Annotated in this window: 13 protein-coding genes; 11 read left to right on the top strand and 2 right to left on the bottom strand. The window is 67.9% G+C overall.

What is annotated here, in order from left to right; genetic code table 11:
* The first annotated feature begins 104 nt into the window (after window positions 1-104).
* The 7 genes from AUL34_RS02460 to AUL34_RS02430 all read left to right on the top strand — a co-directional run bounded on the left by AUL34_RS02460 (window position 105) and on the right by AUL34_RS02430 (window position 7,389).
* Window positions 105-1,586: a sugar ABC transporter ATP-binding protein gene (locus AUL34_RS02460; RefSeq protein ID WP_061930697.1), complete on the top strand. Its 1,482-nt coding sequence runs from the start codon at window positions 105-107 to the stop codon at window positions 1,584-1,586.
* Window positions 1,587-1,638: 52 nt separating this feature from the next.
* Window positions 1,639-2,643, top strand: a complete 1,005-nt coding sequence (locus tag AUL34_RS02455; protein WP_061930695.1) for an ABC transporter permease — start codon at window positions 1,639-1,641, stop codon at window positions 2,641-2,643.
* Window positions 2,644-2,738: 95 nt separating this feature from the next.
* Window positions 2,739-3,719: a substrate-binding domain-containing protein gene (locus AUL34_RS02450; protein ID WP_061930693.1), complete on the top strand. Its 981-nt coding sequence runs from the start codon at window positions 2,739-2,741 to the stop codon at window positions 3,717-3,719.
* A 74-nt stretch (window positions 3,720-3,793) separates the two neighbouring features.
* Window positions 3,794-4,561, top strand: a complete 768-nt coding sequence (locus tag AUL34_RS02445; RefSeq protein ID WP_061930690.1) for an SDR family oxidoreductase — start codon at window positions 3,794-3,796, stop codon at window positions 4,559-4,561.
* A gap of 42 nt (window positions 4,562-4,603) precedes the next feature.
* Window positions 4,604-5,602: a dihydroxyacetone kinase subunit DhaK gene (locus tag AUL34_RS02440; RefSeq protein ID WP_061930688.1), complete on the top strand. Its 999-nt coding sequence runs from the start codon at window positions 4,604-4,606 to the stop codon at window positions 5,600-5,602.
* A 15-nt stretch (window positions 5,603-5,617) separates the two neighbouring features.
* Window positions 5,618-6,259 carry a dihydroxyacetone kinase subunit DhaL gene (dhaL, locus tag AUL34_RS02435; protein ID WP_061930684.1) on the top strand — a complete coding sequence of 214 codons (642 nt, stop codon included), beginning with the start codon at window positions 5,618-5,620 and terminating at the stop codon, window positions 6,257-6,259.
* Window positions 6,260-6,723: 464 nt separating this feature from the next.
* Window positions 6,724-7,389, top strand: a complete 666-nt coding sequence (locus tag AUL34_RS02430) for a hypothetical protein (RefSeq protein ID WP_061930681.1) — start codon at window positions 6,724-6,726, stop codon at window positions 7,387-7,389.
* 45 nt (window positions 7,390-7,434) lie between these two features.
* On the opposite strand, the gene ggt is transcribed toward AUL34_RS02430, so the two are convergent.
* On the bottom strand, window positions 7,435-9,180 hold the full coding sequence (ggt, locus tag AUL34_RS02425; RefSeq protein WP_082653109.1) for a gamma-glutamyltransferase: 1,746 nt from the start codon (window positions 9,178-9,180) through the stop codon (window positions 7,435-7,437).
* 139 nt (window positions 9,181-9,319) lie between these two features.
* Between ggt and AUL34_RS22120 the strand changes: the two genes are divergently transcribed.
* Window positions 9,320-9,472 carry a hypothetical protein gene (locus tag AUL34_RS22120; RefSeq protein ID WP_156420748.1) on the top strand — a complete coding sequence of 51 codons (153 nt, stop codon included), beginning with the start codon at window positions 9,320-9,322 and terminating at the stop codon, window positions 9,470-9,472.
* 4 nt (window positions 9,473-9,476) lie between these two features.
* Here AUL34_RS22120 and AUL34_RS02420 read toward each other — a convergent pair whose 3' ends face one another.
* Complete coding sequence (locus tag AUL34_RS02420; RefSeq protein WP_061930678.1) at window positions 9,477-10,481, bottom strand: M23 family metallopeptidase; 1,005 nt, start codon at window positions 10,479-10,481, stop codon at window positions 9,477-9,479.
* Window positions 10,482-10,675: 194 nt separating this feature from the next.
* Here AUL34_RS02420 and pncB point away from each other — a divergent pair, with 194 nt between their 5' ends.
* The 3 genes from pncB (at window position 10,676) to AUL34_RS02405 (ending at window position 13,817) form a co-directional block, all read left to right on the top strand.
* Complete coding sequence (gene pncB, locus AUL34_RS02415) at window positions 10,676-11,980, top strand: nicotinate phosphoribosyltransferase (protein ID WP_061930675.1); 1,305 nt, start codon at window positions 10,676-10,678, stop codon at window positions 11,978-11,980.
* A 133-nt stretch (window positions 11,981-12,113) separates the two neighbouring features.
* On the top strand, window positions 12,114-12,941 hold the full coding sequence (locus AUL34_RS02410; RefSeq protein ID WP_061930672.1) for a ferredoxin--NADP reductase: 828 nt from the start codon (window positions 12,114-12,116) through the stop codon (window positions 12,939-12,941).
* 42 nt (window positions 12,942-12,983) lie between these two features.
* Entirely contained in the window at window positions 12,984-13,817 is an 834-nt protein-coding gene (locus AUL34_RS02405; RefSeq protein ID WP_061930669.1) for an alpha/beta hydrolase, read from the top strand.
* Window positions 13,818-13,877: the final 60 nt, after the last annotated feature.

The following is a 13,877-nucleotide window of genomic DNA, read 5'->3' as shown; positions in this document are numbered from 1 at the left end:
CCCGGACCGTTGACATTTGTCGGAATCATCTTGAATATTGTCGAAATGATCCGCCGATGGGAGTCGGTGGGGAGCTTCATGACGAGGCTCCGGGAGGACGATCGATGACGGGTCCGCTTTTGAAGGTGGAAGGGCTGCGCAAGTCCTTCGGCGGTGTCGCCGCACTGCGCGACGGGCGCTTCGAGCTGGAAGCCGGCTCGGTGCATGCCCTGTGCGGTGGCAACGGTGCGGGCAAGTCCACCTTCCTCACCATCGTGATGGGCATCCAGAAGCGCGACGGTGGGACGATCTGGCGCAACGGCCAGCCGGTCGACTTCTCCAGCCCGGCCGATGCTCTGAAGGCCGGCATTGCCATCATCGAGCAGGAACTCAGCCCGGTTCCGCACATGAGCGTCGCCGAAAACATCTATCTCGGCCGCGAGCCGTCCGGCCGTTTCGGCGGCATCGACTTCCGCACCATGAACCGACAGGCCCAGTCGCTCCTCGACGACCTCGGCTTCAGCATCGACGCGCGTCAGGCGATGGCGACGCTGTCGGTCGCGCAGATGCAGCTGGTGGAGATCGCCAAGGCCCTCAGCCACGACGCCGAAGTGATCTTCATGGACGAGCCGACCTCGGCCATCGGCGAGCGCGAGGCCCAGCACCTGTTCTCGGCGATCCAGCGCCTGAAGGCGCAAGGGCGGGGCATCGTCTACGTCTCGCACCGCCTGTCCGAGATCTTCCAGATCGCCGACAGCTACACCGTGTTCCGCGACGGCGCCTACGTGTCGAGCGGCAAGCTCGCCGAGACCGACCGGCCGGGCCTGATCCGGATGATCGTCGGGCGCGAGCTCGGCGAGGAATATATCAAGACCAACACGCCCTCCGACACGGTCGGCCTGTCGGTTGAGGGGCTCGCCAGCCCCGGTCGCATCCAGGACATCTCGTTCGACGTGCGCAAGGGCGAGATTTTCGGCATCTATGGGCTGATGGGCTCGGGGCGCACGGAAATCTTCGACGCGCTGTTCGGGCTCGACGCGAAGGCTGTCGGCCGCATCGCGCTCGACGGGGAAGCGATCGAGGTCCACCGCCCGTCCGACGCGATGGCGCAAGGCATCGCCTTCGTCACCGAAGACCGCAAGCAGACGGGGCTCAACCTTCACGATTCGGTGCGCGGCAACATCGCGTTGGCGAGCCTGCCCGAGATGAGCCCGGCCTTCGCCATGCGCGGTCGCGAGGAGGCCTCGGCGGCGCAGGCGATGATCGAGCGCTTCGGCATCAAGGCCGCGCGCGACACGATGCCGGTGTCCGGCCTGTCGGGCGGAAACCAGCAGAAGGTGGTGCTTGGCAAGTGGTTCCTGCGCAGCCCACGTGTGCTGCTCCTGGACGAGCCGACGCGCGGCGTCGATGTCGGCGCCAAGCGCGAGATCTACCGCATCATCTGCGAGTTCGCCGCAGCGGGCGGCACGGTGGCGATGATCTCCTCGGAGATCGACGAGGTTCTGGGCCTGTCCGACCGCGTCATGGTCATGCGGGGCGGCCGTTCGGCCGGCATCCTTCCGCGCGGCGAGGCCAGCGCCCAGTCGCTCGTCCACCTCTCGACCTGAATCCGCTGAGCCGTAGCCGAAGCTTGCGCAGCCCATTGGGGGAACCGTTCCCGTGACCGACATCAACGCAAAAGCCGCCGATCCGAGCGCGGGCGCCGAGCGCCGGCGGCTCCTGATCCAGGAATACGGCATCTTCATCGCCTTCCTGATCCTCGTCGGCGTGCTGGCCGTGTCCAGCCCCTATTTCCTGACCGCCGGCAACATCTCCAACGTCCTGCTGCAGACGTCGATCAACGGCATTCTCGCCATCGGCATGACCTTCGTCATCCTGACGCGCGGCATCGACCTGTCGGTCGGTTCGGTCGTGGCGCTGGCGGGCATCGTCAGCGCGAGCTTCGTGACGACGACAGCGAACGCCAGCGTCGCGGGCGGCCCGTATCCGATGGTGCTGGCGCTCGCGATCGGCATCGGCGTCGGCGTGCTGTCCGGCGCCATCGTCGGCTTCATCGTCTCGCGCTTCAACGTGCCGGCCTTCGTGGCGACGCTCGGCATGCTGTCGGCTGCCCGCGGCATGACGCTGATCTACGGCGGCGGGCGTCCGGTGCCGGGCCTCATCCCCGAGTTCCGCTGGATCGGCACCGGCAACGTTCTCGGCGTGCCGCTTCCCGTCATCATCCTCGCCGCCGTGTTCGCGGTGTCCTGGTGGCTGCTCTCGTCCACGCGCTTCGGCCGCTACATCTACGCCGTCGGCGGCAACCCGCATGCCGCCAAGACGTCGGGCATCAACGTCGCCCGCATCCGTTTCATGGTCTACGTCATCTCGGGCGGCCTCGCGGGTCTTGCGGGCATGATCCTTTCGGCGCGCACCGGCTCGGCGCTGCCGCAGGCGGGCGTCGCCTACGAGCTCGACGCCATCGCGGCGGTGGTCATCGGCGGCACCTCGTTGTCGGGCGGCGTCGGGCGCGTCACCGGAACCCTGATCGGCGCGCTCATCATCGGGGTGATGAACAACGGCCTCGATCTCATGGGCATCCAGTCCTACTACCAGCAGATCCTCAAGGGCGCCCTGATCGTGGGCGCGGTGATGCTGGACCAGAAGCGCAGCCACGCCGGCTGACCGCTATTGAATTCCGCCCAGCCAAAAGGCCGGGCCGAAGGAAGCGCCGCCATTCCGGCGTCGCTTCGCCAAGTTCCACACGGGAGGAGACTTCGATGAAGACCCTATTGCTGGCCCTCGGCCTTGCCACCGCCCTTTCGGCCCCGGCGCTCGCGCAGGAGAAGCTGAAGATCGGCGCGACCGTCTACGGCCTCAATGCCGAGTTCATGCAGATCTGGACCGCCGCTCTGCAGAAGCACCCGGCCGTCCAGAAAGGCGAGGTCGAGGTGACCGTGTTCGACGGCCGCTACGACGCGCTGGTCCAGCAGGAACAGTTCAACACGATGATCACGCAGCAGTACGACGCGATCATCTTCGTGCCGATGGACATCGAGGCGGGCGCCGCCCCGGTGCAGGCGGCGGTCGACGCCGGCATTCCGGTCGTCGGCTCCAACGCCCGCGTCAATTCCGAGCTTCTCACCGCCTATGTCGGCTCCAACGACGTCGAGGCGGGCGAGCTCGAGGGCAAGGCCGTGCTCGACAAGATGGGCTGCAAGGGCAACCTCGTCATCATCGAAGGTCCGATCGGCCAAAGCGGCCAGATCCAGCGCCTCGAGGGCAACGAGAAGGCGCTCGCCGCCTGCCCGGACGTGAAGGTCCTGGAGAAGCAGACCGGCAACTGGTCGCGCGCCGAGGCCCAGACCCTGATGGAGAACTGGCTGACCTCGCATCCCGGCCAGATCAACGGCGTGATCGGCCAGAACGACGAGATGGCGCTCGGCGCGATCGAGGCGATCAAGGCCGCCGGTCTCAACGTCAACGACTTCGCGATCGCCGGCATCGACGGCGTGACCGACGCGATCAACGCCGTGAAGGCGGGCGAGATGGCCTCGATCCTGCAGGACGCCAACGCCCAGGCGCAAGGCGCGCTCGACATCGCCATCAAGGCGGTGAAGGCGGACTACGAGCCGCAGTCGCCGATCTGGAAGCAGTATCCCTCCATGGCGTGGGAAGACGGCAAGGCCAAGAACTACCTCGTGCCCTGGACGCCGGTGACGACCGCCAACGCGGACGAGCTCCTGAAGTCGCGCCAGTAGGCGCCCGACGGCGGCGGCCGGATTTTCGGCCGCCGTCGATCTCTATCCCTTCCCAAAAGCTCGGAGCCGGTCCGTTGAGCGACGCCCCTTCCATCGATCTCGACTTCTCGCTGGCGACCAAGGTCGCGCTCGTCACGGGCGGCGGCTCGGGCATCGGCCAGGCCATCGCGCGGGCGCTCAGCCGGAAGGGCGCGCGCGTCGCGCTTCTCGACAACAACCTTCAGGCTGCCGAGGCGACGGCACGCGAACTCACGGACGCCCGCGCCTTCCGCTGCGACGTCGCCGATCCCGCCTCCGTCGAGGAAGCCGTTTCGGCGGCGGAAGGCGCGTTCGGCGCGATCGACATCGTGGTCAACAGCGCCGGCATCGTGGCGCTCGCGCCGGCCGAGAGCCTGACGCTCGACCAGTGGGACCGCACGATCGCGATCAACCTCAAGGGCACGTTCCTCATCTCCCAGGCTGCCGGCAAGCGCATGATCGCGGCCGGCCAGGGCGGGCGGATCGTCAACCTCGCCTCGCAGGCGGGCACGGTCGCGATCGAGGAGCATGTCGCCTACTGCGCCTCGAAGTTCGGCGTGATCGGCCTCACCAAGACGCTCGCCGCGGAATGGGGCCGTCACGGCATCACCGCCAACACGATCTCGCCGACCGTGGTGCTCACCGAACTCGGCAAGGCCGCCTGGGCCGGCGAAAAGGGCGAGGCCGCCAAGCGCCGCATCCCGACCGGCCGCTTCGCCTATCCGGAGGAGATCGCGGCGGCGGCCGTCTTCCTCGCCTCGGATGCCGCGGCCATGGTGAACGGCGCCGACCTCGTGGTCGACGGCGGCTACACGATCCTCTGACGCGTCCCTTTCCAGCTTCTCCTTTCCAGGACGGACCACCCCATGCAGCGTTTCATCAACGATCCCGACAATGTGGTGGATGACACCGTCCGCGGCTTCGTGAAGGCCCATCGCGATCTCGTGCGCTTGTCGGAGACGAACCGGCGCGTGGTCGTCTCGACGCACGCCCCTCGCCAAGGGCGCGTCGGCGTCGTCACCGGTGGCGGCTCGGGTCACGAGCCCGCCTTCATCGGCTATACCGGCAAGGGGCTGGTCGACGCGGTGGCCGTCGGCGAACTCTTTTCGTCGCCGACCGCCAAAAGCTTCCACGACGCGATCAAGCATGCCAACGGCGGTGCCGGGGTCGTCTGCCTCTACGGCAATTATGCCGGCGACAACATGAACGTGAAGATGGCGCAGAAATTGGCGTCCAAGGACGGGATCGAGGTCGCGGTCGTGGTCGCCAACGACGACGTCTGCTCGGCGCCGCCGGCCGAGCGCGAGAAGCGCCGGGGCGTGGCCGGCGAGATCTTCATGTGGAAGATCGGCGGCGCCAAGGCGGCCGAGGGTGCGAGCCTCGAAGAGGTGCGCGCCACGGCACAGAGGGCGATCGACAACTGCCGCTCGATCGGCGTCGGCCTCGGGCCCTGCACCCTGCCGGCCGTCGGCCATCCGAACTTCCAGATCGAGCCCGGCACGATGGAAGTCGGCATCGGCCACCATGGCGAGCCGGGCATCCGCGTCGAGCCCCTGAAGACCGCCGCCGAGGTGGCGCGCGACATGGCGACGATCGTCCTCGACGATCACGATCTCGCGGCCGGTACCGAGGTCGCCGTCCTCGTCTCGGGCCTCGGCGCGACGCCGCTGAACGAGCTCTACATCCTCAACGACACGATCGAGGACGAGATCGCAGCCCGCGGCCTTTCGGTCTACCGCACCTATGTCGGCAACTACTTCACCTCGCTGGAGATGGTCGGCGCGACTCTGACCGTCCTCGCCCTCGACGACGAATTGAAGCGCCTTCTGGACGCCGAGGCGCGTGCGCCCGGCTTCCACGGCTGACGGGAGACCGGTTCGATGCAGAGCTTTCCGAATGCCGGCGGCGGCGCGATCATCGAGGCGATGGCGGCGCGGATCGTCGAGAACAAGGCCTATCTCTCCGAGATCGACGGCAAGATCGGCGACGGCGATCACGGCGTGAACATGGCCAAGGGCTTCGGCATGGCGGCCGAGCGGATCCATGGCCGCGACGTGTCGCTCTCCGAAGCGATGGCGCTTTTGGGCGACGTCCTGATGGGCGAGATCGGCGGCTCAATGGGGCCGCTCTACGGCATGACCTTCACCGAGTTCTCTGAGGCGATCGAAGGCCGGGAGCGGATCGACGCCGCGCTGTTCTCCGTCATGCTCCACAAGGGACTGGAGGGCGTGCAGTCGATCGGATCGGCGCAGGTCGGCGACAAGACGCTTCTCGACACGTTCGTGCCGGCGGTGGAAGCCTTCGATGCGGCGACGAACGGGGGCCAGTCCTTCGCCGAGGCGCTGGACGCGCTGGTGAAGGCTGCCGACGCGGGGCGTGATTCCACGATCGACCTCGTGGCGAAGATCGGTCGCGCCAGCCGGCTCGGCGAGCGCTCGCGCGGTGTGCTCGACGCCGGCGCGACATCCTGCGCCATGATTCTCAGCAGCCTCGCGGACGGAGCCAAGTCCAGGCTCGCCTGAGCACCTGCCAAGCCGGGGGAACGACGTGGGGGAGGGGCCGTGCCGGTTCCTCCCCTTATTCGTCGGGTCGTTCGGCTCTGCACCCGGTGCATGACCGGGCCTCGAAACGCAGAACGCCCCGCCGGGGGAGGACCGGCAGGGCGTCATGGGTAAAGCCAGCGAGGGAGGATCGCGGGCTTCGATCCGCTACGGCCTTTGGGAGGAGGTTGGCCGAGGCGAAACTCTGGAGCGTCGGTCCGGCTTCCCGAAGGCGCCTCGTCCGTTGCTCTGTTGGGAGGAATGTATGCGTCGCAGCGGGAATGCTGTAGTGCAAAAAATGCATGGCTGCATTGCAGCAGACCGTTGCGGGATCGCGGCTTGATCGCGATGGAGCGGGAACCCGACGCTCTCTTTCATCAAATCGTCATTCTGGATGACAGTCCGCGCTTTGGATCATAGGGTGACGCCGTTAATGCGGGGACCTTATGATCCATCTCGAATTTTCGAAGGGGTTCGCCAGGCTTCTGGCGGGCGTCCTGTGCCTTGTGTTTGCCTGCTCGCTGATGACGCCCCACTGGCTGGGCCTCGAACTGGCGTCCAGCGAGAACGGTCCCCTGGAGTGGGCGCAGGAGGTCGTGCTGCTCGCCGCCGCCGTGTTTTCCGGTGCGGCCGCCCTGAACCTGCGCGGTCCCGAGCGCATGGCCGCGTTCCTCGCCACGCTCTTGTATCTCGTGTTCCTGCTTCGGGAACTCGAACTGCCGCCCGTCGGTCCGGTCACGCAGTACCTGGCTTCCGAAACGTTCCGCTGGCACGAAGCGGCGGTCGTGGCCGCGCTCGTGCTTCCCTACGCTGTCCTCCGGCATCGCTACTGGCGGTCGTTCCTGTCCTATGGGCTGAGCGGACACGGCTGGCCCTTCGTCGTTGCTGCGTCGTTCGTGGGGATCGGCGCCGCCCTGGACGGGGCGCCCAGCCTTGGCGGCGTCGCCTATCTCGGCACCTTTCTCGAGGAAACGGCCGAACTGCTCGGCTATGTCGTTCTCGCCGTCGCCGCGGGCTGGGTGCTGGCCGGCGTGCGCAGCGAGGGGGCGACCGACGCCGTGCGCAAGCTCGGAGCCGCCGACCCCGTCGGCTGCGGTTCGCGCGGGTCCTGAAGCGCGTCGGCGAAGCGGGATCGCTTCGCCATTGCCCGTCGCGGATCAGTAGCCGATCGCGGCGCCTGCCGTCGCCCGGCTGTCGATCGCGCCGAAGAAACGCTCGGGACGGCTTGGATCACGGTCCGCAAGGCTCGGGCCGCCGATCAGGATGCCGGCCGCCTCGCCCCACACCGGCCAGTTCGGGTCCTCGGCGACGGTGTGCCCCTTGGCGGACAGAAGCGCGATCGTGTCCGGCGACAGGGCGTGCGGCTCGATCGTGATGCGGTCGGGCTGCCACTGGTGGTGGATGCGCGGCGCGTCGATCGCCTCCTGGATGTCCATCCCGTGCTCGATGACGTTGAGGATGGCTTCCAGCGTGATCGTGATGATGCGCGAGCCGCCGGGGCTGCCGATCACCATCAGCGGCTCGCCGTCCTTCGACACCACGGTCGGGCTCATGGAGGACAGCGGCGACTTGCCGGGCTCGATCGCGTTGGCCGTGCCCTGCACAAGGCCGTAGAGGTTGGGCACGCCCGGCTTCTGGGTGAAGTCGTCCATCTCGTTGTTGAGGAGGACGCCGGTGCCGGGGGCCACGACCCGGGCGCCGAACGAGCCGTTCAGCGTGTAGGTCACGGCGACGGCGTTTCCGTCCCGGTCGACGATCGAATAGTGCGTGGTCTCGTGGCTCTCGCCCATGCCGGCAGGCTTCAGATCGGCCGAGACGCCCGCCCGGTTCGGATCGATCTGCACGCGGATGGCGGCGGCGTGCTCTTCCGACAGGAGCTTGTCGACCGGGTTCGCGACGAAGTCCGGATCACCCAGCGCCGAGTTGCGATCGACATAGGCGTGGCGCATCGCCTCGGCCATCAGGTGCACGGTCTCTGCCGAACCGAAGCCGGTATAGGCGATCGGGTAGGCCTTCAGGATGTTCAGGATCTCGCAGATGATGACGCCGCCCGAACTCGGCGGCGGCGAGGAGACGATCTCGTAGCCCTTGTAGTCGCAGCGCACGGGCGTGAGTTCCCGCACCTTGTAGGTCTCGAAATCCGAGGCCTCGAGGATGCCGCCGTTGGCCTTGGAGGCCTCGACGATCGCCCGCGCGGCGGGACCCCTGTAGAAGCCGTCCGGCCCACGCTCGGAGATGGTGCGCAGGACGCCCGCCAGGTCCGCCTGCACCAGCCGCTCGCCGACGGCGAAGGGAACGCCGCTGGGCTTCAGGAAAATCGCCGCTGCCGCCGGATCCTTGGCGAGCGCAGCGTTGCCTTTGGTGAAGCTTGCGACATCGCCGGGGGCAAGAACGAAGCCTTCCGACGCGAGCCGGATCGCCGGGGCGATGAGATCGGGACGCTCCCGCGTGCCGTAATGCTCGCGCGCATACTCGAAGCCGGCGACCGAACCGGGCACGCCGACGGCGAGATAGCCTTTCGTGGACAGCCCCTCCACCGGATTGCCGTCCTTGTCGAGATACATGTCGCGGCTCGCTCGGCCCGGCGCGCGTTCGCGAAAGTCGATGAAGGTGGAGCGACCGTCCTTCAGGCGGATGGTCATGAAACCGCCGCCGCCGAGATTGCCGGCGGTGGGATAGGTGACGGCAAGCGCGTAGCCGACGCCGACTGCCGCATCCACTGCGTTGCCGCCGGCCTTCAGCACGGCGACGCCGACCTCGCTCGCCAGCCGCTGGGCCGTCACCACCATGCCGTTCTCGGCCGCCACGGGCGCCGGCGACGCAGCGAAGGCCGCCGCTGTCTGCAGCAGCAGGAGCGTCAGGACGCCGACGCGGCCGGCCTTCGGTAAGCGTTGCGCGGACATGGCCCGTTCCCCCCGGCTGTTGTGCCGGGCCGAGGATGCATCAAGACCGCAGGTCTGTCGAAACGAAAGCGACACGAACGCGTCGTCACGGCGAAACGGTGGGAAGGCAGAAGGTCCTCACCTGCAAACGGAGGCCATCATGCTCAATCGTCTGACCCGCATTCTCGCCACCCGCCGCCGCCGTCGCTCCGCGATCGACGCCGTGTCACATCTCGATCAGCGCCTGCTGGCCGATGTCGGCCTGCGCCGCGCCGGGTCTGGAGAGCGGATCGAGCGCCTGGCCGTCGACTGACGGCTCAACCGGCGACGGCGATCTCGCGGCGCTGCGAGATCACCGCTTCGCCGTCGCGGACCACCTCCACCGAGACGGTCCAGAGGCCGGGCGCAAGGGGGCGCTTGCGGCCGGCAAAGCCGGAATAAACGGCCTGGTTGCGCTCCAGGGGGGTGCTCGACCCTTCGAAGAACGTCGTGCCGTCCGGCGCGGTCATGCGGAAGGCGAGGGTGTCGCCCTTCCGCAGGTTCGTCACCCACGCCCAGACGATCGAAGCGTCGCCGCCCGCCGGCGGCGTCGGCGGCGCGCCTTCGATCACGAGCCGGCTGTAGTCCACCGGCCCACCCGCAAGCCCAAGGCCGAGGACGGCCGTCGCGCCCTTCGACAGCGCTGCGACGGCGCCCGGCTCGAAGAGGGTGCCGGCGAAGGCAGGCCCGGTGGAACAGCCGGAGCCGACGGCATGACCCGTCGCCGGATCGATCTTCTCGCCGTTCCGGCGCACCGACAGATGGACATGGGGAAACTCGGCGGCGCCCGAAGCGCCGATTTCGCCGAGCTTCGTCCCGGCCTCGACCCGGTCCCCGGTCTTCACCACCACGCTCCCGCGCCGGAGGTGGCAGACCTGCGTTTCCCAGCCGTCGCCGTTGTCGATGACCGTGCCGTTGCCGCACTCGACCCCCTTCACGGTGTCGCGCGACTGCTGGGTGGGGCCGAGGAGACGATCCGGCATCGAGTCGCGCACGCCCTTCACGGTGCCGGCGGCCGGCGCGACCACGGCCACGCCGCGGGCGACGTCGGCCATCGAGCGAAGACGAATGTCGAGCCCGTCGTGCCCGTCATAGGCCGCCATGCCGCAGAACGGATCGGCGGCACCGGGACCTCCGTCCATGTCCTGCCATTGCTGCACGAAGCAGTCCTCGCCGATCGTGCATGCGACGGGAAGGCCGATCCGGAACTCCGCCCGTGCCTGCGAGGCGCAAAGGCCCAGCACCGCCAGGCCCAGAGCGGCCGTCGTCACGTTCAGCCTCATCACGCGTTCCCCTCTCGCATCGAGGCGAAAGGGGTCGACCGCAAATCGGGCGAGGGGATGGCGACCCGGCTTGCATCCCTATCGCGTCGAGCGGGAAGCCGCGCGTCATGCTGGCGACCAGGATTTGTGTTGCCGGCATCCGTTCGGCTAAGGGTCTTTGCGTTCACGACCGCCAGCGGACGCATCGACGAATCATGGTCGCCATCGACATCGCCACCCGGGTCTGGAACCACACGTTCAAGCTCGACCCCATTGTCCGTTCGCTGCTCGACACGGACTTCTACAAGCTCCTGATGCTGCAGCTGATCTGGGGGCTGCACGGCGACACCGACGTCACCTTCCGCATGATCAACCGCACGAAGACCGTGCGCGTCGCCGACGAGATCGACGAGGGCGAACTGCGCGCCCAGCTCGATCATGCCCGGACCATACGCTTCTCCAAGCGCGAGATGATCTGGCTGGCCGGCAACACCTTCTATGGCGAGCGGCAGATCTTCCGTCCGGCCTTTCTGGAGTGGCTGAAGACCTTCCAGCTTCCGCCCTACGAGCTCGCCAAGCGCGACGGCCAGTACGAGCTGATGTTCCGCGGCCGCTGGACCGACACGATGATGTGGGAAATCCCCGCGCTCGCGATCATCAACGAGCTGCGCTCGCGCTCGGCCATGAAGAGCTATCGCCGCTTCGAACTCGACGTCCTCTATGCCCGCGCCAAGGCCAAGATGTGGGAGAAGGTGGAGCGGCTCGACAAGCTGCCGGCCATCCGCATCTCCGACTTCGGCACGCGCCGCCGCCACTCCTTCCTGTGGCAGCGCTGGTGCGTGGAGGCGCTGAAGGAAAAGCTCGGCTCCCGCTTCATCGGCTCGTCCAACGTGCTCCTCGCCATGGAAGCCGATCTCGAGGCGATCGGCACCAACGCGCATGAGCTTCCCATGGTGGCGGCCGCGCTGACCGAGACCGACGCCGAACTTCGCGAGGCGCCCTATCAGGTTCTGGAGGAATGGCAGAGCTGGTACGGGGGCAATCTGCTCGTCGTCCTGCCGGACGCCTTCGGCACCGCCTCGTTCCTCGAGCGCGCGCCGGACTGGGTGGGAGACTGGACGGGCTTCCGCCCCGATTCCGCGCCCCCGATCGAGGGCGGCGAGGCGATCATGGCCTGGTGGCGCTCCAAGGGGATCGATCCGCGCGAGAAGCTTCTCGTCTTCTCCGACGGCATGGACATCGACACGATCGAGGAGACGTATCGCCACTTCGACGGGCGCGTTCGCATGAGCTTCGGCTGGGGCACCAATCTCACCAACGACTTCCGGGGCGTGGCGCCGGAGGAGAACTTCGGTCTCCACCCGATCTCGCTCGTCTGCAAGGTGATGGAGGCGAACGGGCGCCCGGCCGTGAAGCTATCGGACAATCCGGCCAAGGCGACGGGGACACCGGAGGACATCGAGCGCTATCGCCGCGTCTTCGGTACGGCGGCGAAAATTCCGCGCGTCGTCACGGTTTGAGAATTTCGTCCCTTCCGGGCGCCGCGCCCATCGTGCAAACGGGGTGACATAGCCTCGCGCGGGTCTTTTGCGGCGCCGTGCGAGGCTCTATCTGCCGAGCAGTTTCCAGACCTCTCCAGCCAAAGGCCCGATCATGACTGTCACCGCCGAAACCGCGGCCCAGGCTTCCGGCGCGCCGAGCTTTCCCATTCCCGCCAACGTCTTCGCCGAGACCGTGACGGAGGTGAAGCACTACACCGACAGTCTCTTCAAGTTTCGCATGACACGCCCGGCGAGCTTCCGCTTCCGCACCGGCGAGTTCGCGATGATCGGCCTGCCCAACGCCGAGAAGCCGGTGTTCCGCGCCTATTCGATCGCCAGCCCCTCCTGGGACGAGGAGCTGGAGTTCTTCTCCATCAAGGTGCCGGACGGCCCGCTCACCGAGCACCTGCAGAAGATCCGCCCCGGCGACACGGTGCTGATGCGCAAGAAGCCGACGGGCACCCTGGTGCTCGACGCGCTTCTGCCCGGCAAGCGGCTCTACCTGTTCTCGACCGGCACCGGCATCGCGCCCTTCGCCGGCACGATCCGCGACCCGGAGACCTACGAGAAGTTCGATCAGGTCATCCTGACCCACACGACGCGCACGCTCGCCGAATTGCACTACGGCGAGGAACTCGTCGAGGCGCTGAAGACGGACGAGATCCTCGCCGAGATCAGCCAGGGCAAGCTCCTCTACCATGGCTCAGCCACCCGCGAGGGCGAGCACAAGGGCGAGCGCATCACGACGCTGATGGAGACCGGCAAGCTCTTCACCGATCTCGGGGTTCCCCCGATCGACCCGGCCGAGGACCGCGCGATGATCTGCGGCTCCATGGCCATGCTGAAGGACACCGCCGCCATGTGCGAGCGCTTCGGGCTCGTGGAGGGCTCCAACGCCAACCCCGGCACCTATGTCGTGGAACGCGCCTTCGTCGACTGACCGAACGGGCCTTGCCGCCCGATCCGAGACCGGAGAGCCGAGATGACCGCCTGGACGCCCGTCGCCGACTTCGACGCCGCCTACGACAACTCGGCGGCGGTGCCGGGCTCCGCCGATCTCATCGCCCAGTTTCCCAAGCTTGCCGCCGCCTTCCGCGAGACGGCGCTGGCGCGGGGGCGCGCCGAGCTCGACATCCCCTACGGACCGAACGCTCGGCAACGGCTGGATCTCTTCCGCCCGGACCGCGAGAAGCCCGCGGGGCTCGTGGTCTTCGTCCACGGCGGCTACTGGAAGGCGCTCGACAAGTCGGTCTGGTCGCATCTCGCACGCGGCAGCCGCGACAACGGCTATCTCGTCGCCGTGCCGAGCTATCGGCTGGCGCCCGAAGCGCGCATCGCCGAGATCGGCGAGGACGTGGCGCGAGCCATCGTCCACGCCAGCGCAATGACGGACGGCCCGATCCGCCTCGTCGGGCATTCGGCGGGCGGCCATCTCGTCGCGCGCATGATCGCCAGCGACTCGCCCTTGCCGCCGCCCATCCTGTCGCGGATCGACCTCGTCGTGCCGATCAGCGGCCTGTCGGATCTTCGCCCGATCCGGCGTACGCGGATGAACGATGTCCTGCGCATCGATGCCGCCGAGGCGCGCGCCGAAAGCCCGGTGCTCCTCGAGCCCGTCCATGACTGCCGCATCGAGGCGGTGGTGGGGGCCGACGAGCTGCCCGAGCTGCGCCGGCAGACGCATGCGCTGGCGTCCGGCTGGGCGGGCCTCGGCGCCCGCATCACGGCTTCGGAGATCGCCGGCGCGCACCATTTCGACGTCGTCGCAAGCCTTGCCGATGGTTCCGGCCGCCTGTCGCGCCTTCTTGCGGCGTGAGGGGACCGCGTGTGGCCGTCGGGCTCCTCGCGCTTTGACGGCGGGCCCGCCGCTCTGATA

This window comes from Aureimonas sp. AU22 (genome assembly GCF_001463745.1).
Lineage (GTDB): Bacteria > Pseudomonadota > Alphaproteobacteria > Rhizobiales > Rhizobiaceae > Aureimonas.
This window is presented reverse-complemented; position numbering and strand designations above follow the sequence as displayed.